This window comes from Mycobacterium sp. WMMD1722, assembly GCF_049315205.1.
GTDB lineage: Bacteria > Actinomycetota > Actinomycetes > Mycobacteriales > Mycobacteriaceae > Mycobacterium.
In genome coordinates, this window is record NZ_CP186056.1 from 1,956,305 (window position 1) to 1,976,185 (window position 19,881).

Sequence of the window (19,881 nt, forward strand, 5' to 3'; positions counted from 1 at the left end):
ACCAGCAGGAGTTGAGGTGTCCAAAGACAACCCGGCGAGGTCGGGTAAGGCTGTGCTCGCGGCGGGAGCCGTACTGTGGCGCGACGGGCCGAACGCGGTCGAGGTGGCGGTGATCCACCGCCCCCGCTATGACGACTGGTCGCTGCCCAAGGGCAAGGTCGACCCGGGCGAGACCGAACCGGTGACCGCGGTCCGCGAGATCCACGAGGAGACCGGCTACGCATCGGTACTGGGGCGAAGGCTGCCGTCGGTGAGCTATCCGCTCGGGGACGGTGTCAAGAAAAAGGTCCGCTACTGGGCGGCGCGGGCACTCGACGGCGAATTCGCTCCCAACGACGAGGTGGACCGGCTGCTGTGGCTACCCGTTGCCGAAGCGATGAAGCAGGTGGGTTATCCCCACGACCGGAAGGTGTTGCGGCGATTCGCCAAAGCGCCCGCTGACACCCAGACCGTGCTGGTGGTCCGGCACGCCACCGCGGGCAGCAAGTCGCGCTACCACGGTGACGACCGCAAGCGACCACTCGACAAGAACGGCCGCGCCCAAGCCGAGTCCCTGGTCGGTCTGTTGCTCGCCTTCGGTGGCGACCGGCTCTATGCCGCGGACCGGACCCGCTGCGTGCAGACGGTGGAGCCGCTGGCCGAGGAACTCGGGACGACGGTGCGCACCGAGCCGGATCTGACCGAAGAGTCCTACGCCGACGACAAGAAGGCCGCTCGAAGGCGCGTGCTGCAGATCGTGACCGAGGCAGCCGAGGCCGACGACACCGCGGTCATCTGTTCGCAGGGCAAGGTGATTCCCGACCTCATCGCCTGGTGGTGCGAACGAGACGGCGTGCGGCCGGACAAATCCCGCAACCGCAAGGGGTCGACGTGGGTGCTGTCGCTGGCCGGTGGGCGGCTCATCGCCGCGGACCACCTCCCCAGCCCACTGGCACCGAAGTAGCGCCGGACACGCGAAAACCGCCGGGGGTCAGCCGACCCCCGGCGGTTTCGGATGTGAACTACTTGCGACCCTTCTTGGCCGGCGCCTTGCGGGCCGTCGCCTTGCTCGCGGTCTTCTTCGCCGCGGAGGCGGTCGTCTTCTTGGCCGCCGAACTGGCGGTGGCCTTCTTGGCGGGCGCCTTGGTGGCTGTCTTCTTGGCCGGCGCCGTCTTCTTGGCCGCCGCCGTCGTCTTCTTCGCCGGGGTGGTCTTCTTGGCCGCCGCGGTGGTCTTCTTCGCCGGGGTGGTCTTCTTCGCCGCCGCCTTGGTGGCCGTCGACTTGGTGGCCGCCTTCTTCGCCGGCGCCGCCTTCTTGGCCGCGGTGGTCGTCTTCTTCGCGGCGGTCTTCTTGGCCGGGGCCGTCTTCTTGGCCGTGCGCTTGGCCGGACCGGCCGACACGCCACGCTTCACCGCGGGGCCCTCGGCCGAGAGCCGCTGCGAGCCGGCCACGATCGCCTTGAACTGGGCGCCGGGCCGGAAGGCCGGAACCGAGGTGGGCTTCACCTTGACCGTCTCACCGGTGCGCGGGTTGCGAGCGACCCGGGCGGCCCGGCGACGCTGTTCGAAAACACCGAAGCCCGTGATGGTCACGCTCTCGCCCTTGTGCACGGCACGCACGATCGTGTCCACGACGTTCTCCACCGCGGCGGTTGCTTGCCGACGGTCGGTGCCCAGTTTGGTTGTCAGTGCGTCGATAAGCTCCGCTTTGTTCATGCAAACACCCTCCGAAACCAGTGGTCCTTCTTGGACCGACTAGTGGACACGGTAAACCCTCTGACCACTGATTTCCAAGAGCCACGCACGGTTTCGCCCTGTTCCAGCGAACAAATCGGCAATCCGGTTGCCTCCCTTGGCCTCCTGAGAGGCCACCGGGAAAGGGGTGTGAAGGCGGCGATTTCGCGGCGCCGCAACCGCGGATCAGACCGTCAGAGTGCGCGGTTTCCAGCTCGGCCTGCGCTGCTCGTACGCCTCGATTTCATCGCGTTTACGCAGCGTAAGGCCTATATCGTCGAGTCCTTCGAGCAATCGCCACGCGGTGTAGTCGTCAATCTTGAAGGGCACCACGACCGTTCCCGCGGTGATATTGCGATCTTCCAGATTGACAGTCAGTTCCAGGCCCGGATTCTGCTCGATCAATTTCCACAGCAGTTCCACATCATCCTGCCCGACTTCGGCCGCCAGCAGGCCGGCCTTACCCGCATTGCCGCGGAATATATCGGCGAAGCGCGACGAGATCACGACCCGGAATCCGTAGTCCATGAGCGCCCACACCGCGTGCTCGCGCGACGAACCGGTGCCGAAATCCGGCCCGGCGACCAGAACCGACCCGCGGTCGAACGGGGCGAGGTTGAGGATGAACGACGGGTCGTTGCGCCAGGCGGCGAACAGTCCGTCTTCGAAACCCGTTCGGCTGACCCGCTTCAGGTACACGGCGGGGATGATCTGGTCGGTGTCCACATTGCTGCGGCGCAGGGGCACACCGATCCCGGTGTGGGTACGGAAGGCTTCCATCGTCTGTTCCTTCGGTCAGGGATTCGGCACGGCGGCCAGATCGGCGGGTGAGGACAGCGTGCCGCGGACCGCGGTGGCGGCAGCCACAGCCGGGGAGACCAGGTGAGTCCGGCCGCCCTTGCCCTGGCGTCCTTCGAAATTGCGGTTCGATGTCGAGGCGCAGCGCTGTCCCGGTGAGAGCTGATCGGGGTTCATGCCCAGGCACATCGAGCAGCCCGCCTGACGCCATTCGGCACCGGCGGCGGTGAAGACCTCGCCGAGTCCCTCGGCTTCGGCCTGTGCGCGCACCCGCATCGACCCGGGCACCACCAGCATCCGGACGCCGTCGGCCACCGTGCGGCCCCGCAGGACATCGGCGACCACCCGAAGGTCTTCGATCCGTCCATTGGTGCACGAGCCGACGAAGACGGCATCCACGGCGATGTCCCGCATCGCCGTCCCGGCCCGCAGATCCATATAGGTCAAAGCCTTTTCAGCGGCCTGGCGCTCACCCTCGTCGACCATCAGCTCGGGGTCGGGGACCGCTGCCGCCAACGGGACGCCCTGGCCGGGATTGGTGCCCCAGGTGACGAACGGGCTCAGCGTCGACGCGTCGAGATAGACCTCGGAGTCGAATTCGGCTCCCGGGTCGGTGCGCAGCTCGCTCCACGCGGTGACCGCCGCATCCCAGTCGGCACCTGTGGGCGCATGCGGCCGCCCGCGCAGGAACTCGAACGTGGTCTCGTCCGGAGCGACCATGCCGGCGCGAGCGCCGGCTTCGATGCTCATGTTGCAGATCGTCATCCGGCCTTCCATGGACAGCGATTCGATGGCGCTGCCCCGGTATTCGATGACGTAGCCCTGACCGCCACCGGTGCCGATCTTGGCGATCACCGCGAGGATGATGTCCTTGGCGCTGACGCCGGGCGGCAGGACGCCGTCGACGTTGACCGCCATGGTCTTGAAGGGTCGCAGCGGCAACGTCTGGGTGGCCAGGACATGCTCGACCTCGGAGGTACCGATGCCCATGGCCAGCGCGCCGAAGGCTCCGTGGGTGGAGGTGTGGCTGTCGCCGCACACGATGGTCATACCGGGCTGCGTCAGCCCCAGCTGCGGTCCGATGATGTGCACGATGCCCTGTTCGGCGTCGCCCATCGGGTGCAGCCGAATCCCGAATTCCGCACAGTTGCGGCGCAGTGTCTCCACCTGGGTGCGGGACACCGGGTCGGCGATGGGCTTGTCGATGTCCACGGTCGGGACGTTGTGGTCCTCGGTCGCGATGGTCAGATCGGGCCGGTGGACCGGTCGGCCGGCCAATCGCAGACCGTCGAATGCCTGGGGGCTGGTCACCTCGTGCACGAGGTGCAGGTCGATGTAGATCAGATCCGGCTCGCGGGCGGCGCCTTCTCCGGTGCCGAGCGCGACCACATGGTCGTCCCACACCTTCTCTGCCAGGGTTCGGGGTTTGGCGGGCTGTGCCATGACCTTCTCGATTCCTTCTCGGCGGCCTGCGTCGTCACACTGGCCATCTCACATTTCGGGACGTTAGTATCTCCCTGTGGGACAGGATAGCGGGATCGGTGTGCTGGACAAAGCGGTGGGCGTACTTCACACGGTGGCCGAGTCACCGTGCGCCCTGGCCGAACTCTGCGATCGGACCGGCCTCCCGCGGGCGACCGCCCATCGACTGGCGGCCGGCCTGGAGGCACACCGGCTGCTGGCCCGTGACAACGACGGCCGCTGGCGCTTGGGCCCGGCGCTGACCGAACTGGCGGGCAAGGTCAACGACCCGCTGTTGGCAGCGGGGGCGGTCGTCCTGCCGCGACTGCGCGAGATCACCGGGGAGAGCGTGCAGCTCTACCGGCGTGAAGGGACCACCCGGGTCTGTGTCGCCGCACTGGAACCGCCGGTGGGCCTGCGGGATACGGTGCCGGTGGGCACCCGTCTGCCGATGACGGCCGGATCGGGCGCCAAGGTGCTGCTGGCCCATGCCGACGCGGCCACTCAGCAGGCGGTGCTGGCCTCGGCCACCTTCACCGACCGCACCCTGGCGGAGGTGCGCCGACGTGGCTGGGCGCAGAGTGCGGCCGAACGCGAAGCGGGTGTGGCGAGTGTCTCGGCGCCGGTGCGCGACGCGACGGGAGCGGTGGTGGCCGCGATCTCGGTGTCGGGTCCGATCGATCGGATGGGGCGACGTCCCGGTGTGCGCTGGGCGACCGATCTACTTGCCGCCGCCGATGCGTTGACCCGCCGGTTGTGATCGGCCCGGCCGCCGAAGATGTGGTACCCCCGATGGGATTCGAACCCACGCTACCGCCGTGAGAGGGCGGCGTCCTAGGCCGCTAGACGACGGGGGCTAGAACTTGATCCGGAGAGACAGCATAGCTCAGCCGCTGGCGGCGACCTAATCGCTCCGATTGGCTGGGGTACCAGGACTCGAACCTAGAATGGCTGAACCAGAATCAGCTGTGTTGCCAATTACACCATACCCCATTGGCCACCCATCACCGCAGGTCATGATCCTTTTCGAGCGTCCGGGACGTTCGAGCGGGACCACGTCGTGCCGTTGACGGGCCGACGAGAAGACTACCAAAGGTTTCGGGGTGCGTTCGCCACGGCACCCGCCACCTCAGCCCGGAGCTGTCTGGGCCGCCGCGTGCTCGCGGCCGGCCCGCATCCTGTCCAGGCTCCGGTCGCGGCCCAGCAATTGCAGCGACTCGAACAGCGGCGGGCTGACCGTCGCCCCCGTCGCGGCCACCCGCAGCGGACCGAACGCCTTGCGCGGTTTGAGTTCCAGCCCGTCGAGCAGAGCGGCCTTGAGCGCGGCCTCGATGGCCTCGGTCGTCCAGTCTGGCGCACCGTCCAGAGCGGCGATGGCGGCGTCGAGCACCGGCACGGCGTCCGCCTTGAGCTCCTTGGCCGCCGACTTCTCGTCGAGCCCGAATTCGGCGTCGTTGAAGAACTTCAGCAGCTCCCAGGCGTCGCCGAGCACCACGATGCGGGTCTGCACGAGGCCGGCCGCCTCGGCGAACTGGGCGTCGTCGAGTCCGGTGTCGTGGCCGTGCTCGGCAAAGAACGCTTGTAGCCGCGCGGTGAAGTCCTGCTCGCTGAGCAGCCTCAGGTGTTCGGCGTTGATCGCATCGGCCTTCTTCTGGTCGAAGCGGGCCGGATTGGAGTTCACGTCGGCCACGTCGAAAGCAGCGACCATCTCGTCGATGCTGAACAGGTCACGGTCGTCGGCGATCCCCCAGCCCAGCAGGGCCAGGTAATTCAGCAACCCCTCCCGGATGAAGCCCCGGTCGCGGTGCAGGAACAGATTCGACTGCGGATCGCGTTTGGAGAGCTTCTTGTTCCCCTCCCCCAGAACGCTTGGCAGATGGGCGAATTGCGGGACTCCCTCGGCGATCCCGATCCGGGTCAAGGCCTCGTAGAGCGCGATCTGACGCGGGGTGGACGGCAGGATGTCCTCACCGCGCAGCACGTGGGTGATCTTCATCAGCGCGTCGTCGACGGGATTGACCAGGGTGTAGAGCGGATCACCGCTGGCCCGGGTGAGCGCGAAGTCCGGCACCGTGCCCGCGGCGAAGGTCGTTTCGCCACGCACCAGGTCGCGCCAGGTGATGTCGCGGTCGGGCATCCGCAGCCGGATCACCGGACTGCGGCCCTGCGCCCGCAGCGCCGCACGCTCATCGTCGCCGAGATCGCGGTCGAAGTTGTCGTAGCCGAGTTTCGGATTGCGGCCGGCCGCGACGTGGCGAGCCTCGACCTCTTCCGGTGTGGAGAACGCCTCGTAGGCCTCCCCCGCCTCGACCAGTCGCGCGACCACGTCGCGGTAGATCTCGCGGCGCTGGGACTGCCGATAGGGCGCATAGGGTCCACCGATATCGGGCCCCTCGTCGTAATCGAGGCCCAGCCAATTCAGCGCATCGAGGATCGCCAGGTAGCTGTCCTCGCTGTCGCGTTGGGCATCGGTGTCCTCGAGCCGGAACACCAGCTGACCACCGGTATGGCGGGCGTAGGCCCAGTTGAACAGTGCCGTGCGGATCAGGCCGACGTGCGGGATCCCGGTCGGCGAGGGGCAGAACCGGACGCGAACGGTCATGATCTTCCCTTGCGCACAACCGGATTGGTCAACGTGCCGATACCCTCGATCGTGATGCTGACGGTGTCGCCGTGTTCGAGCGGGCCGACCCCCTCCGGGGTGCCGGTGAGGATCAGGTCGCCGGGCAGCAGCGTCATCACCGCTGAGATCCACTCCACGATCTCACCGATGTCGTGCATCATCATCGAGGTCCGGCTGCGCTGTTTGACCTCGCCGTTGACCTCAGTGCGCAATTCGAGATCGGCGGCGTCCACGTCGGTGACGATCCACGGTCCGACCGGGCAGAACGTGTCGTGCCCCTTGGCCCGCATCCACTGGCCGTCCTTTTTCTGCTGGTCGCGCGCGGAGACGTCGTTGGCGATCGTGTAACCGAGGATGTTCTCCGCCGCGCGCGCCGCGGGCACGTCCTTGCAGGGTCGACCGATCACCGCGGCGAGCTCACCTTCGAAATGCACCGGATTCGCGTCGGCGGGCAGCTGAATCGGCACCCCGGGCCCGATGATCGCGGTGTTCGGCTTGAGGAAGATGATCGGATCCGGGAAGTGCCCGCCCCCCATCTCCTCGATGTGGGCTGCGTAGTTCTTGCCCATGCAGACCACCTTGCTGGCCAGGATCGGCGCGAGCAGCCGAACGTCGGCCAGCGGCCAGGACCTGCCCGTGAATGTCGGGTTACCGAACGGGTGTTCGGCGATCTCGCGGGCCACCGCGTCGCCGGACTCCCCCTCGATGCTGACGAAGGCGACCCCGTCCGGGCTGGCTATTCGACCAAGGCGCATACCCGTCAGCCTAGTGTCCGCCATCGGCGCGTCCGCCGAGCGCCGTCCCACCGAGGCAGCGGGCGGCGGCCGGCTTGCCGTGCGGAGGCGCCGACCACCGCCCACACCCTGAATGATCGTCTCACTTTTTGAGACATCAGTTCATATATTGAGATTGCCGTGGCACGATGGCCGCCATGACGGCCACCGAGATCGGCACGGTACGACGCTGGTCGATGTTGGCACTGGCACTGGCGTCGACCATGTGCGCCAACGTGTTCATCAACGGCGTCGCGTTCCTCATCCCGACGCTGCACACCGAGCGCGGACTCGATCTCGGACTGGCCGGTCTGATGTCGTCGATGCCGAGCTTCGGCATGGTGGTGACCCTCATCGCCTGGGGGTACGTCGTCGACCGCATCGGGGAGCGGATCGTGTTGACCGTCGGCTCGGCCCTGACCGCCGCGGCGGCTCTGGGCGCCGCTCTGGTCGACTCCCTGCCCGCAGTCGGGGCACTGCTGTTCCTGGGCGGCATGGCCGCGGCGAGCAGCAACTCCGCCAGCGGCCGCCTCGTCGTGGGGTGGTTCCCGCCGCATCAGCGCGGACTGGTGATGGGTGTACGCCAGACCGCCGTCCCGCTCGGTGTCGGTCTGGGTGCGTTGGTGATTCCGCGCCTGGCCGCCGGTCAGGGGGTCTCGGCCGCACTGGCGTTCCCCGCCGTGGTGTGCGCCGTATCGGCGGTCGCCTGCCTGCTGGGGGTGCTCGATCCGCCGCGGCCGCCGCGCGCGCAGGCGCCAGCGGAGGCGCTCGCGAATCCGTACCGCGGTTCGGCAGTGCTGTGGCGGATCCACGCCGCCTCGGTACTGCTGGTGGTTCCCCAATCGGTGATGTGGACGTTCACGCTGGTATGGCTGATCGCTGATCGACACTGGTCGGCGGCGTCGGCCGGTGTCCTGGTCACCATCGCGCAGATCCTCGGCGCAGGAGGACGGATCGCCGCGGGATGGTTGTCCGACCGGATCGGCGAGCGCCTGCGGCCCATCCGGTGGATTGCCGCCGCGGCGGCGGCCACCATGGCACTGCTCGCGCTGACCGACGCGCTGGGTTCGCCGGTCAGCGTCGGACTCATGCTCATCGCCTCGGTGATCACGGTGTCCGACAACGGTCTTGCCTTCACCGCAATCGCCGAGATCTCGGGCCCGTTCTGGAGTGGACGGGCACTCGGCGCGCAGAACACCAGCCAGCACCTGGCGTCGGCCATCGCGGCCCCAACTTTCGGCACGATGATCGGCGCCGCGGGGTATCCCATCGCATTCGCCGTCTGCGCGGTGTTACCGGTCGTCGCCCTGCCGCTGGTACCCGCCGACACCGAGGCTTAGCCCGGGCGCCGCGCCGGGTCATTGCGTCTCGAGGTTCACCTCAGCACCGACGGCACCCGGGTCGTCAACCACGCGCAGTGGGACAGCGCAGCGGCCCACGAGCGGATGTTCAGCGATCCCGTTGCCCGCGAGCACATGGCCCGGGCGGCCGAGTTGGCGATCGGCTTCGACCCCCACCTCTACACCGTCGAGGCCGTCCATCAGCCGGGCTGACCCGCCGTCGCGCGCGGCGGGTTCCTCAGCTGCGGGCGGGAAGCACCAGCACCGCCGCGGCCAGGAAACACAGCGCCCCGATGAACGTCCCGAGGTTGGCCAGCAACGCATCCTCGGTGATCCCGGCGCGGCTGACGAACGCACCGGCCGCGGAGATGCCGAACGCCACGCAGCCGATCATGTTGACCCACTGGGCCTGCCAGTCACGGGCTGCGGGTGCGACGAGCCCGATCGAGGTGCTGACGGCCACGATGCCGAGCACCCCGCTGATCAGGAACGCCACCGAACCGGTCGCGTCGGGCGCCCACACCAGGCGGCGCTCCTGGGTGACCGCATGCGCCCACACCGCCGCGCCGGTACTCACGTTGAACAACAGGGTGCCCGCGAATTGGGTTGCCGCACTCCACCAGTCCGTCTGGGACTGCGAACGCGCGCGGTTCAGCTGGATCCACGCCGCAGCGGTGAAGAAGAACGAGCCGGCGAAGCACAGCGCGTTGGCCGCTCCGGCCCCGGCGGTCGGGGCGAAGCCCGGCACCGTGGCGAGCGCGAACAGCGATGAGCCGATCACGAACAGCCAGCACTGCCGTGCCAGCGTCACCTACAGCAGACCGACGATCCGGTCGCCGACCGCCGAGGTGGACAACCGCTCGGTGCCGCGGTCGGCCAGGTGCGCCTCGACCGCGCGGTCCACCCGCTCGGCCGCGTCGGTCTCGCCGATGTGGTGGAGCAGCAGGGCCACCGACATGACTGCCGCGGTGGGGTCGGCGAGCCCCTGTCCGGCGATGTCAGGCGCGCTGCCGTGCACCGGCTCGAACATCGACGGGTTCGAGCGGGTGGCATCGATGTTGCCGCTGGCCGCCAGCCCGATCCCACCGCACACCGCGGCGGCCAGATCGGTGACGATGTCGCCGAACAGATTGTCGGTCACGATGACGTCGAATCGGCCCGGGTCGGTGACGAGGTGGATCATCGCCGCGTCGACGTGCTGATAGGCGACGTCCACGTCCGGGTATTCGGCGCCCACCTCGGCGACCACCCGCGACCAGAGGCTGCCCGCGAAGGTCAGCACATTGGTCTTGTGCACCAGGGTCAGGTGTTTGCGGCGGGACTGGGCGCGGGCGAACGCGTCACGCACCACCCGCTCGACGCCGTATGCGGTGTTGACGCTGACCTCGGTGGCCACCTCGTGCGGGGTGCCGACGCGCAGGGCGCCGCCGTTGCCGGTGTAGGGGCCCTCGGTACCCTCGCGCACCACCACGAAATCGATGCCGGTCACCCCCGACAGCGGGCTGTCCACTCCCGGGAACAGCCGGCCCGGCCGCAGGTTCACGTGATGGTCCAGGGCGAACCGCAGCTTCAGCAGCAGACCGCGCTCGAGCACACCGCTGGGGACCGACGGGTCACCGATCGCGCCGAGCAGGATCGCGTCGAATCCGCGAAGTTCCTCGATGGTCTGGTCGGTGAGCAGTTCACCGGTCGCGTGGTAGCGGCGCGCGCCCAGGTCGTACTCGGTGCGCTCCACCCCCGGCAGCACCACGTCGAGTACCTTCAGCGCCTCGGCGATGACCTCCGGGCCGATGCCGTCCCCGGCGATGACAGCGAGTTTCACGCGAGGTCCACCACTTCGAGGGTGTTGGCGCCCACGGCGTCGGCGATCGCGGACCGCAGATCGGCGGGCACCTCGCGGTCCAGTCGCAGCAGGATCGTCGCACTGGGACCTTCGGCGTCCTGGCTGAGTTGCGCGGCCAGGATGTTGACGTCTGCGCCGCCGAGCAGCGTGCCGATCTTGCCGAGCGCCCCGGGCTGATCGGCGTAGTTGACGATCAGGTTGACCCCCTCGGCGCGCAGATCGAAGTTGCGGCCGTTGATCTGGACCACCTTCTGCACCTGCTGCGGGCCGGACAGCGTGCCGGCGACGTTGGTGATCGAACCGTCGGCGGCCACCGCGCGGACGTCGACCACGCTGCGATGGTTGGGGCTCTCCGAGGCGGTCACCAATTCGGACTGCACACCACGCTCGGCGGCCAGTGCCGGGGCGTTGACGAATGTCACCTGCTGGTCGGTGACGGTGGAGAACAGACCGCGCAGTGCCGACAGCTTGAGGATCTCCACATCCTCGGCGGCCAGCTCACCGCACACCCGCACTGACAGCGTCGTCGTCGGTTCGGTCGCCAGCGCGCCGGCCAGCAGCCCGAGCTTGCGCACCAGCTCCAGCCACGGGGCGACCTCCTCGCCGACCACACCGCCGCCCACGTTGACCGCGTCGGGGACGAATTCGCCGGCCAACGCCAGGCGCACGCTCGCCGCGACGTCGGTGCCGGCCCGATCCTGCGCCTCGGCGGTCGACGCGCCGAGATGCGGCGTGACGACCACCTGGGGCAACTCGAACAGTGGGCTGTCGGTGCACGGTTCGGTCGAGAACACGTCGAGACCGGCGCCGCGGACGTGACCGCTGGTGATCGCATCGGCCAGCGCCTGCTCATCGATGAGCCCACCGCGGGCGGCGTTGACGATGATGACGCCCGGCTTCGTCTTGGCCAGCGCGTCGGCGTTGATCAGCCCTGCGGTCTCCTTGGTCTTGGGCAGGTGCACCGAGATGAAGTCCGCGCGGCCGAGCAGCTCGTCGAGGCTGATTAGCTCGATACCCAGCTGCGCGGCGCGGGCCGCGGAGACATAGGGGTCGTAGGCCACGACGTGGGTACCGAATGCCGCGAGGCGCTGGGCGACGAGCTGACCGATCCGGCCCAGCCCGACCACGCCGACGGTCTTGCCGAAGATCTCGGTGCCGGAGAACGACGATCGCTTCCAGGTGTGTTCGCGCAGCGTCGCGTCGGCCGCCGGGATCTGCCGGGCCGCGGAGAGCAGCAGCGCCAGCGCATGTTCGGCGGCGCTGTGGATGTTCGACGTAGGCGCGTTGACCACCAGCACGCCCCGGGCGGTGGCGGCGTCGACGTCGACGTTGTCCAGACCGACACCGGCACGCGCGACGATCTTGAGTTTCGGCGCGGCGGCCAGCACCTCGGCGTCGACGGTGGTCGCCGAGCGCACCAGCAGAGCGTCGGCCTCGGGCACGGCGGCCAGCAACTTCGGCCGGTCGGGACCGTCGACCCACCGGACTTCGACCTGGTCGCCGAGGGCGGCGACGGTGCTTTCCGCGAGCTTGTCGGCAATCAACACAACGGGGAGACTCACGCGGCCAGCCTAATGGGCTTCAATATCGGGATGGCGGGCAGGAGCGGGGCGGCAGCGGGATCAGTGGACGTGACCGTCGTGGGCAGCGGCCCCAACGGGCTGGCCGCCGCGGTGATCTGCGCGCGCGCCGGGCTCTCGGTCCGGGTGATCGAAGGTCAGCCGACCGCCGGGGGCGGGGCACGTAGCGCCGCGGATCCGCAGTTCCCCGAGGTGTTGCACGACGTGTGTTCGGCGGTGCACCCGCTCGGGATCGCGTCACCGTTCTTCGCCGAGTTCGACCTGGCCGCGCGCGGCGTCTCGCTGGTGTCCCCGGCGGTGTCCTACGCCAACCCGCTGCCGGGCCGGCCGGCGGCGGTGGCCTACCGGTCACTGGACCGCACGTGCGACGAACTCGACGACGGCGACAGCTGGCGACGGCTGTTCGGTCCGCTCGTCGAGCACGTCGACGGGGTGCTGGGCTTCTTCCTCGGCGACAAGCGGTCGCTGCCGCCGGATCTGCCGACGACGGTCCGCACCGGACTGCGGGTGCTGGCCCAGGGCAGCCCGCTGTGGGGGCTGCTGCGTGGCATCGACGCCCGTTCGCTGTTCAGCGGGGTCGGGGTGCACGCGATCCACACCATGCCGTCGCCGGTGAACAGCGGCGCCGGGCTGATGCTGGGCACCGTCGCCCACACCGCGGGCTGGCCGGTGCCTGTCGGCGGCACCCAGCAGATCACCGAGGCGCTCGTCGCCGACCTGATCGCCCACGGCGGTGAGGTGGTGCTGGGCCAACCGGTCACCGCTGCCCCGGACGGGGTGGTGATCTATGACACCGCCCCGACGGCGCTGCTCGGCATCTACGGCGACGCGGTGCCGGCCCGGTACGCGCGGGCGTTGCGGCGCTACCGATTCGGTCCGGGCGTCTGCAAGGTCGATTTCGTGCTCTCCGGCGACATCCCGTGGCGGGACCCGCGGGTGGCCGACGCGGCGACCGTGCACATGGGTGGGACGCGGACGCAGATGGCGCTGGCCGAACGGGAGATCGCGGCGGGCCGCCACGCCGAGTGGCCGATGACGCTGGCGTCGCTGCCGCATCTGGCCGATCCGTCCCGCATCGACGCCCAGGGCCGCCGCCCGCTGTGGACCTACGCCCATGTGCCCTCGGGGTCGCCCGCCGATCTCACCGAGACGATCACGTCCATGTTCGAGCGCGTGGCCCCGGGCTTCCGCGATCTGGTGCTGGGCGCACGCTGTGTGCCGGCCGCCGAGATGTCGGCTCACAACGCGAATTACGTCGGCGGCGACATCATCGTCGGCGGCGCGACGCTACCCGCCGCGCTGATCGGCCCCACCCTCCGGCTCAACCCCTGGACGACGCCGATCCCCCAGGCCTATCTGTGCTCGTCGGCGACTCCGCCGGGCACCGGGGTGCACGGCATGGCCGGCTACTACGCGGCCCGCACCGTGCTGCGCCGCGAGTTCGGCATCGAGACCACGCCGTCATTGGCCCCGAAACAACATTCCCGGCCGTGATTCTCGCGAATCGACGACCGGGAATGCTGTGTCGCATCAGTGACTAGGCGGTCTCGGTGATCGGCCGGTCGACCCAGCTCATCAGATCCCGCAGCTTCTTGCCGGTGACCTCGATCGGATGCTCGGCGTTCTGCTTGCGCAGACCCTCGAGCTCCTTGTTGCCGCCCTCGACGTTGGCGACCAGGCGCTTGACGAAGGTGCCGTCCTGAATGTCCTTCAGAATGGCGCGCATCCGATCCTTGGTGTCGGCGTCGATGACCCGCGGACCCGACAGATAGCCACCGAATTCGGCGGTGTCGGACACCGAGTAGTTCATCCGCGCGATGCCACCCTCGTACATCAGGTCGACGATGAGCTTGAGCTCGTGCAGCACCTCGAAGTACGCCATCTCAGGGGCGTAACCGGCCTCGACCATGACCTCGAAACCGGCCTTGACCAGTTCCTCGGTGCCACCGCACAGGACGGCCTGCTCGCCGAACAGGTCGGTCTCGGTCTCTTCTTTGAAGTCGGTCTTGATCACGCCGGCGCGCGCGCCACCGATGGCCGCGGCGTAGGACAGGCACAGCGCCTGACCCTCCCCCTTGGGGTCCTGGTCGACGGCGATCAGACAGGGCACGCCTTTGCCGTCGACGAACTGACGGCGCACGAGGTGGCCGGGCCCCTTGGGGGCGACCATGCCGATGGTCACGTTGGCCGGCGGCTTGATCAGGCCGAAGTGGATGTTGAGGCCGTGACCGAACAGCAGCGCGTCACCGTCGTTGAGATTGGGCTCGATGTCATTCTTGAAGATCTCGGCCTGGGCGGTGTCCGGCGCGAGCAGCATGATCACATCGGCCCACTTGGCGACCTCGGCCGGGGTGTCGACCTCCAGACCCTGCTCGGTGACCTTCTCGCGGGACTTCGAGCCTTCTTTGAGACCGACCTTCACCTGCACACCGGAGTCGCGCAGGCTCAGCGAGTGCGCGTGGCCCTGGCTGCCGTAGCCGATGACCGCGACCTTGCGGCCCTGGATGATCGACAGATCGGCGTCGTCGTCGTAGAACATCTCAACTGCCATACGTGCTTCTTCTTCCTTGTCCTATTTCTGGGGTTGTCTTCTGTTCCGGGTATTACTTGGCCGCGCCGATGCCCCGCGGACCCCGCGACAACGACACCACGCCGGATTGCACGATCTCACGGATCCCGTAGGGCTCCAGCACCCGCAGCAGCGCCTCGAGTTTGGCGGCGGTGCCGGTGGCTTCCACGGTCAGCGATTCGGTCGACACGTCGACCACCTTCGCGCGGAACAGGTTGACCGCCTCGATGACCTGGCCGCGCGTGGTGGCGTCGGTGCGCACCTTGATCAGGGCGAGTTCGCGCGAGACCGCGTTCTCCTCATCCTGTTCGACGATCTTGATCACGTTGATCAGCTTGTTCAGCTGTTTGGTGATCTGCTCGAGCGGCTGATCCTCCACGCTGACGACGATCGTCATCCTCGAGAGGTCCTTCTGCTCGGTCGCGCCGACGGCCAGACTCTGGATGTTGAACCCGCGCCGGGAGAACAACGCCGCGACCCGGGCGAGCACGCCGGGTTTGTCCTCGACGAGCACCGAGAGGGTGTGGGTGGAGATGGCCATCAGGCGTGCCCCTCTTCGTTGTCGTCGAACAGCGGACGGATATCTCGCGCCGCCATGATCTCGTCATTGCCGGTGCCGGCAGCCACCATCGGCCACACCTGCGCGTCCGCGCCCACGGTGAAGTCGATGACCACCGGCCGGTCGTTGATCGCGCGTGCCTGGTTGATGACGTCGGCGACATCCTCTTCGCGCTCGCAGCGCAGCCCGACGCAGCCCAGCGCCTCCGCCAGCTTCACGAAGTCGGGGATGCGACGTGAATGCGTGGCCAGATCGGTTTGGCTGTAACGCTCTTCGTAGAACAGCGTCTGCCATTGCCGCACCATGCCGAGGTTGCCGTTGTTGATCAGCGCGACCTTGATCGGGATGCCCTCGATGGCACAGGTCGCCAGTTCCTGATTGGTCATCTGGAAGCAACCGTCACCGTCGACGGCCCACACCTCGGCATCCGGGCGGCCCATTTTGGCGCCCATGGCCGCGGGCACGGCGTAGCCCATCGTGCCCAGACCCCCGGAGTTCAGCCATGTCTTGGGCTTCTCATAGGAGATGAACTGGGCCGCCCACATTTGGTGCTGGCCCACGCCGGCGACGTAGATGGCGTCGGGGCCGGCGAGCTTGCCCAGCGTCTCGATGACGTATTCGGGTGACAGGCTGCCGTCGCTCTGCGGACCGTAGCTCAGCGGATAGGTGTCCTGCACACCCTGCAGGTACTGCCACCACTGGTCGATGTCGAGCGCGCCGACGGAGTCGTCACGGCGCAGCACCTCGATCAGATCGGTGAGCACGGCCTTGACGTCGCCCACGATCGGCACGTCGGCGTGCCGGTTCTTGCCGATCTCGGCCGGGTCGATGTCGGCGTGGATCACCTTGGCACCGGGGGCGAACGAGTCGAGTTTCCCGGTCACCCGGTCGTCGAACCGGGTGCCCAGCGCGATCAACAGGTCACTGCGCTGTAGGCCGGCGACCGCGGCGACGGTGCCGTGCATCCCCGGCATGCCCAGATTCTGCCGATGGCTGTCGGGGAACGCCCCGCGCGCCATCAGGGTGGTGACCACCGGGATGCCCGTCATCTCCGCGAGCGTGCGCAGCTCCTCGGTGGCCTCGCCGCGGATGACCCCGCCACCGATGTAGAGCACCGGCTTGTGGGCGGCCGCGATCAGCTTGGCGGCCTCCCGGATCTGGCGGTTGTGCGGTTTGGTGTTCGGCTTGTAGCCGGGCAGGTCGATCTGCGGCGGCCAGCTGAACGTGCACTGCCCCTGCAGGATGTCCTTGGGGATGTCGACGAGCACCGCACCGGGCCTGCCGGTCGCGGCGATGTGGAACGCCTCGGCCAGCGCCCGCGGGATGTCGTCGCCCCGGCGCACCAGGAAGTTGTGCTTGGTGATCGGCATGGTGATGCCCGAGATGTCGGCCTCTTGGAATGCGTCGGTGCCGATGAGGCTCCGCCCGACCTGACCGGTGATCGCCACCACCGGGACGGAATCCATCTGGGCGTCGGCCAGCGGAGTGACCAGATTGGTCGCGCCGGGGCCCGACGTGGCCATCATCACCCCGACCTTGCCGGTGGCGTGGGCGTAGCCGCTGGCGGCGTGCCCGGCGCCCTGCTCGTGGCGGACCAGCACGTGGCGCAGCTTCTGCGAATCGAACAGCGGGTCGTACACCGGCAGCACCGCGCCACCGGGGATACCGAAGATCGTGTCGACGTCGAGTTCTTCGAGGGACCGGATCACCGCCTGAGCGCCGGTCATCTGCTCCGGGGCGACCTGGCGCGGCGTCACGACCTTGGGGCTGGTGGACTTGACGGCCGACACGGCCTGCTCGCCGTTGGGCGTGCTCGGGCGGTGCGGTGGTCGCGTGGTCGGTGCGCTCACTGGTTTCCCTCTTCGGTGTGTGGTGCGGTTCCTCGGGCAAGAAAAAACCCCCGACAGCGGGTCGCTGTTCGAGGGTGGCGCGTCGATGCTGGTTGCTATGCCCGGCAGCGGGCCAGCGCGGCATCAACGCGCCAACCGATTACTACGAGCTCCAGCGACTGCATAGCACTCGACGGTAGCCTCCGCACAGCTCAAAGGTCAAATTGCGGTGCCGCCCGGCGACGGTGCCAGAATCGGAGGGGTGAGCTCATCTTCGGTGTCCGGGTCCGGGTCGTCGTCAACCGCGACGCCGGAACCGGTTGTGGTGCGGATCTCCCCGATGGCCCACCTCGCGGTCGGCTTCTTCACCCTCGGTCTGCTGTCGGTGGTGTTGGCCAACCCGAGGTGGTTCCTGCCGCTGCTGGTTATCCCGGTGATCGCCGCGGTGGCGGTCGCGCGGTACCGCACCGTCGCCGATGGCGCGGGCGTCACTGCCCGCACCCTGCTGAGCAGCCGCACGCTGGCCTGGAGCGATATGGACGGGCTGCGCTTCGGCAGGGGCGCCTGGGCGAAGGCCCGGTGCAAGGACGGCACCGAGACGACGCTGCCCGCGGTGACGTTCAATACGTTGCCCGAGCTCACTGCGGTGAGCGGCGGGCGGGTGCCCAACCCCTACCGCTGAACCAGCCCGGTCAGCCCAGCGGGTTGGCGCCGTTGAGCAGCACCCACACCGCGACACCGGCGCCGATGCCGAGCAGCAGGGCCACGAATGACCCCACGAACGGCCGCCGTGCCCAGCCCCGTCCGGCATCGAAGCCGTAGCGGCCCGGTCCGCTGAGGGCGACCACCGCGGCGACCACGATGAGCGTCACCTGGAATTCGTGCCCGTCGGGCAGAAAGAAGGCGAAGCCGTTGCCCTGGGTGGTGATCGAGGCGAGCAAGGCGTTGATCAGATAGGCGAGCGCGATCGCGGCGGCCACCGGGGTGAACAGCCCGAGTGCGAGCAGCACGCCTGCGGCGATCTGCCCGGCGGCGGCGAGGTAGACCAGGATGTCGGCGTGCTGGTAGCCGGCGTCGCCGAGAACGTTCTCCAGGCCGTTCAGTCCGGTGCCGCCCCACAGCCCGAACGCCTGCCGCAGCCCGTGGGCGATCAGCAGGACACCCAGACCGACGCGCAGCAGCATCAGCCCGAGATCCTGGGTACCGCGCCGGCCCGCCGCCTTGAGCCGGTCCTCGGCGAAGGGGTCGTACCCGACCTCCGTCGGCTCGGCGCCGTAATGCCCCAGCGGATGGCCGTTTCCGGGCTGCACATAGGGCAGCGGCTCCGGCTCGTTCATCAGGTTGTACACCGGTTGGGCCGGGGCGCCCTTGTTCGCGTCCCAGCGCGGGATCGCGGTGGTCTCGAAGTCGCCGCCGTACGTCGATGACGGCAGGTCGTCCTCCGGGTCGACCAGGCTCGCCGTGGCGGGCCGGGCCGGGTCGTCGGGCCGTTGCCAGGTGCGCGCGTCCTGGGGTTGACTGGTCACGCCTGCCAGGGTAGGTGCAGATCACCGCGGAACCGCGCATTTGCCACGGCGCTTTGGTCACGGTCTGGCTTCGCCGGGCCGTGGCGCGTACCGCCGCGCGATCCGTAACCTGGCCTGCATGACGATGCGCCGGCCGCTGACGGGACTGGCAGCACTGCTGTGCGCGACGGCGCTGTTCGGATCGGCCTGCGCGCGTTTCGACGACGCCCAGTCCCAACCGTTCACCACCGAACCCGAGATGGCTCCCGGGCAGACCTCGACGCCTCCCCCGCCCCCGCCGCTGCCGGCCAAGCCGTTCCCCAAGGAGTGTCCTGCCCAGGGGGTGATGCAGGGCTGCCTGGAGAGCACCAGCGGGTTGATCATGCTGCCCGACAGCCAGTCGGCGTTGGTGGCCGAACGCACCACCGGCGCGGTCAAGGAAGTGTCGGTCCGCGCAGAGCCCAAGGTGAAGACGACGATCCCGGTCGATCCGTCCGGCGACGGCGGCCTGATGGACATCGTGCTGTCCCCGACCTATTCGCAGGACCGGCTGATGTACGCCTATGTCAGCACCCCCACCGACAACCGGGTGATCCGCATCGCCGACGGCGACGTGCCCAAGCCGATCCTGACCGGAATCCCCAAGGGGACCACCGGCAATATGGGGTCGCTGATCTTCACGAGCCCGACCACGCTGCTGGTGCAGACCGGCGATGCCGGCAACCCCGCGCTGGCCGCCGACCCGGCGTCGCAGGCGGGCAAGGTGCTGCGCATCGAACAGCCGACCACGGTCAACCAGGCGCCCACCACGACGGCGCTGAGCGGGATGGGTGCGGGCGGCGCGATGTGCATCGACCCGGCCGACGGCGCGCTCTACATCACCGACCGCACGCCGACCGGCGACCGGCTGCAGAAGATGACGAAAGACTCGAAGGTATCCACCGTGTGGACCTGGCCGGATCGGCCCGGCGTCGCCGGCTGCGCCGCCCTCGACGGCACCGTGCTGGTCAACCTCGTCAACACCAAGCAGACGGTGGCCGTGCGCATGGCCCCCGACACCGGTGCGGTGACCGGTGAACCCGAGGTGATCCGCCAGGACACCCGCGGTCACGCCTGGGCGTTGCAGCTCTCCGCGGACGGCAACGTCTGGGGTGCCACGGTGAACAAGACCGCGGGCGATGCCGAGATCACCGACGACGTGGTGTTCCCGCTGTTCCCAGAGGGCGGCTTCCCGCGCAGCAGCGCCGACAACACCTGACCCGGTTCGCCGGTCCGCGTCCGACAACGCC

At 68.7% G+C, this 19,881-nt stretch carries 19 protein-coding genes and 2 tRNA genes; 7 read left to right on the forward strand and 14 right to left on the reverse strand.

Translation table 11 applies throughout. The annotated features are described in order from the left end of the window. Positions 1-16 precede the first annotated feature (16 nt). Positions 17-943 (forward strand): NUDIX hydrolase, encoded by a 927-nt coding sequence (locus tag ACN27E_RS09240; protein WP_422748438.1) that lies wholly within the window; start codon positions 17-19, stop codon positions 941-943. Between the two features lie 58 nt (positions 944-1,001). Here the strand turns inward: ACN27E_RS09240 and ACN27E_RS09245 are convergent, their stop codons facing one another. The 3 genes from ACN27E_RS09245 to leuC form a co-directional block, all read right to left on the reverse strand. Beyond that, positions 1,002-1,694 carry an HU family DNA-binding protein gene (locus ACN27E_RS09245; RefSeq protein WP_422748440.1) on the reverse strand — a complete coding sequence of 231 codons (693 nt, stop codon included), beginning with the start codon at positions 1,692-1,694 and terminating at the stop codon, positions 1,002-1,004. Positions 1,695-1,898: 204 nt separating this feature from the next. Beyond that, the gene (gene leuD / locus ACN27E_RS09250) at positions 1,899-2,492 is read right to left on the reverse strand and encodes a 3-isopropylmalate dehydratase small subunit (protein WP_422748441.1); all 594 of its coding nucleotides are present in this window, start codon (positions 2,490-2,492) and stop codon (positions 1,899-1,901) included. A 15-nt stretch (positions 2,493-2,507) separates the two neighbouring features. Continuing rightward, positions 2,508-3,953 (reverse strand): 3-isopropylmalate dehydratase large subunit, encoded by a 1,446-nt coding sequence (leuC, locus tag ACN27E_RS09255; protein WP_422748442.1) that lies wholly within the window; start codon positions 3,951-3,953, stop codon positions 2,508-2,510. A 76-nt stretch (positions 3,954-4,029) separates the two neighbouring features. Here leuC and ACN27E_RS09260 point away from each other — a divergent pair, with 76 nt between their 5' ends. Continuing rightward, entirely contained in the window at positions 4,030-4,731 is a 702-nt protein-coding gene (locus ACN27E_RS09260; protein ID WP_422748443.1) for an IclR family transcriptional regulator, read from the forward strand. A gap of 21 nt (positions 4,732-4,752) precedes the next feature. Here ACN27E_RS09260 and ACN27E_RS09265 read toward each other — a convergent pair. From ACN27E_RS09265 to ACN27E_RS09280, 4 genes are all read right to left on the reverse strand, one after another. Further along, positions 4,753-4,828: transfer RNA gene (locus tag ACN27E_RS09265), tRNA-Glu, on the reverse strand. A 61-nt stretch (positions 4,829-4,889) separates the two neighbouring features. After that, positions 4,890-4,964, reverse strand: a tRNA-Gln gene (locus ACN27E_RS09270). 136 nt (positions 4,965-5,100) lie between these two features. Next, complete coding sequence (gene gltX, locus ACN27E_RS09275) at positions 5,101-6,573, reverse strand: glutamate--tRNA ligase (RefSeq protein WP_422748445.1); 1,473 nt, start codon at positions 6,571-6,573, stop codon at positions 5,101-5,103. Next, positions 6,570-7,349 carry a fumarylacetoacetate hydrolase family protein gene (locus tag ACN27E_RS09280; protein ID WP_422749738.1) on the reverse strand — a complete coding sequence of 260 codons (780 nt, stop codon included), beginning with the start codon at positions 7,347-7,349 and terminating at the stop codon, positions 6,570-6,572. Before ACN27E_RS09280 ends, gltX begins: the two co-directional genes overlap by 4 nt. Before the next feature lie 176 nt (positions 7,350-7,525). Here ACN27E_RS09280 and ACN27E_RS09285 point away from each other — a divergent pair, with 176 nt between their 5' ends. Both ACN27E_RS09285 and ACN27E_RS09290 read left to right on the forward strand, forming a co-directional pair. After that, the gene (locus ACN27E_RS09285; RefSeq protein WP_422748446.1) at positions 7,526-8,707 is read left to right on the forward strand and encodes an MFS transporter; all 1,182 of its coding nucleotides are present in this window, start codon (positions 7,526-7,528) and stop codon (positions 8,705-8,707) included. A 21-nt stretch (positions 8,708-8,728) separates the two neighbouring features. Continuing rightward, positions 8,729-8,920 carry a hypothetical protein gene (locus ACN27E_RS09290; RefSeq protein ID WP_422748448.1) on the forward strand — a complete coding sequence of 64 codons (192 nt, stop codon included), beginning with the start codon at positions 8,729-8,731 and terminating at the stop codon, positions 8,918-8,920. A gap of 25 nt (positions 8,921-8,945) precedes the next feature. On the opposite strand, the gene ACN27E_RS09295 is transcribed toward ACN27E_RS09290, so the two are convergent. Genes ACN27E_RS09295 through serA form a run of 3 tightly spaced genes read right to left on the reverse strand, consistent with a single transcriptional unit; the run spans position 8,946 to position 12,112 of the window. Next, a complete protein-coding gene (locus ACN27E_RS09295; RefSeq protein ID WP_422748451.1) occupies positions 8,946-9,518 on the reverse strand; it encodes a hypothetical protein in 573 nt (190 codons plus the stop codon). Beyond that, positions 9,519-10,529, reverse strand: a complete 1,011-nt coding sequence (locus ACN27E_RS09300; RefSeq protein WP_422748452.1) for a 3-isopropylmalate dehydrogenase — start codon at positions 10,527-10,529, stop codon at positions 9,519-9,521. Beyond that, positions 10,526-12,112: a phosphoglycerate dehydrogenase gene (gene serA / locus ACN27E_RS09305; protein ID WP_422748454.1), complete on the reverse strand. Its 1,587-nt coding sequence runs from the start codon at positions 12,110-12,112 to the stop codon at positions 10,526-10,528. The genes ACN27E_RS09300 and serA overlap by 4 nt, the downstream gene beginning before the upstream one ends. Before the next feature lie 63 nt (positions 12,113-12,175). On the opposite strand from serA, the gene ACN27E_RS09310 reads away from it, so the two are divergent. Next, positions 12,176-13,624, forward strand: coding sequence for a phytoene desaturase family protein (locus tag ACN27E_RS09310; protein ID WP_422749740.1), 1,449 nt, complete (start codon positions 12,176-12,178; stop codon positions 13,622-13,624). A gap of 43 nt (positions 13,625-13,667) precedes the next feature. On the opposite strand, the gene ilvC is transcribed toward ACN27E_RS09310, so the two are convergent. The 3 genes from ilvC to ACN27E_RS09325 form a co-directional block, all read right to left on the reverse strand. Beyond that, positions 13,668-14,669, reverse strand: a complete 1,002-nt coding sequence (gene ilvC, locus ACN27E_RS09315) for a ketol-acid reductoisomerase (RefSeq protein ID WP_422749742.1) — start codon at positions 14,667-14,669, stop codon at positions 13,668-13,670. A gap of 64 nt (positions 14,670-14,733) precedes the next feature. Further along, positions 14,734-15,240: an acetolactate synthase small subunit gene (ilvN, locus tag ACN27E_RS09320; RefSeq protein ID WP_422748456.1), complete on the reverse strand. Its 507-nt coding sequence runs from the start codon at positions 15,238-15,240 to the stop codon at positions 14,734-14,736. After that, a complete protein-coding gene (locus tag ACN27E_RS09325) occupies positions 15,240-17,048 on the reverse strand; it encodes an acetolactate synthase large subunit (protein WP_422749744.1) in 1,809 nt (602 codons plus the stop codon). Before ACN27E_RS09325 ends, ilvN begins: the two co-directional genes overlap by 1 nt. A gap of 379 nt (positions 17,049-17,427) precedes the next feature. Here ACN27E_RS09325 and ACN27E_RS09330 point away from each other — a divergent pair, with 379 nt between their 5' ends. Further along, positions 17,428-17,769, forward strand: coding sequence for a PH domain-containing protein (locus ACN27E_RS09330; protein WP_422749745.1), 342 nt, complete (start codon positions 17,428-17,430; stop codon positions 17,767-17,769). A 10-nt stretch (positions 17,770-17,779) separates the two neighbouring features. Here the strand turns inward: ACN27E_RS09330 and ACN27E_RS09335 are convergent, their stop codons facing one another. Further along, a complete protein-coding gene (locus tag ACN27E_RS09335; protein WP_422748458.1) occupies positions 17,780-18,613 on the reverse strand; it encodes a DoxX family protein in 834 nt (277 codons plus the stop codon). A gap of 118 nt (positions 18,614-18,731) precedes the next feature. Here ACN27E_RS09335 and ACN27E_RS09340 point away from each other — a divergent pair, with 118 nt between their 5' ends. Further along, on the forward strand, positions 18,732-19,850 hold the full coding sequence (locus ACN27E_RS09340) for a PQQ-dependent sugar dehydrogenase (protein WP_422748460.1): 1,119 nt from the start codon (positions 18,732-18,734) through the stop codon (positions 19,848-19,850). Positions 19,851-19,881 lie beyond the last annotated feature (31 nt).

Excerpts from the sequence above, each read along its gene's own strand:
- ACN27E_RS09245 (WP_422748440.1), bottom strand. The coding sequence starts at position 1,694 with ATGAACAAAGCGGAGCTTATCGACGCACTGACAACCAAACTGGGCACC.
- leuD (WP_422748441.1), bottom strand. The coding sequence starts at position 2,492 with ATGGAAGCCTTCCGTACCCACACCGGGATCGGTGTGCCCCTGCGCCGC.
- leuC (WP_422748442.1), bottom strand. The coding sequence starts at position 3,953 with ATGGCACAGCCCGCCAAACCCCGAACCCTGGCAGAGAAGGTGTGGGAC.
- gltX (WP_422748445.1), bottom strand. The coding sequence starts at position 6,573 with ATGACCGTTCGCGTCCGGTTCTGCCCCTCGCCGACCGGGATCCCGCAC.
- ACN27E_RS09280 (WP_422749738.1), bottom strand. The coding sequence starts at position 7,349 with ATGCGCCTTGGTCGAATAGCCAGCCCGGACGGGGTCGCCTTCGTCAGC.
- ACN27E_RS09285 (WP_422748446.1), top strand. The coding sequence starts at position 7,526 with ATGACGGCCACCGAGATCGGCACGGTACGACGCTGGTCGATGTTGGCA.
- ilvC (WP_422749742.1), bottom strand. The coding sequence starts at position 14,669 with ATGTTCTACGACGACGACGCCGATCTGTCGATCATCCAGGGCCGCAAG.
- ilvN (WP_422748456.1), bottom strand. The coding sequence starts at position 15,240 with ATGGCCATCTCCACCCACACCCTCTCGGTGCTCGTCGAGGACAAACCC.
- ACN27E_RS09330 (WP_422749745.1), top strand. The coding sequence starts at position 17,428 with ATGGCCCACCTCGCGGTCGGCTTCTTCACCCTCGGTCTGCTGTCGGTG.
- ACN27E_RS09340 (WP_422748460.1), top strand. The coding sequence starts at position 18,732 with ATGACGATGCGCCGGCCGCTGACGGGACTGGCAGCACTGCTGTGCGCG.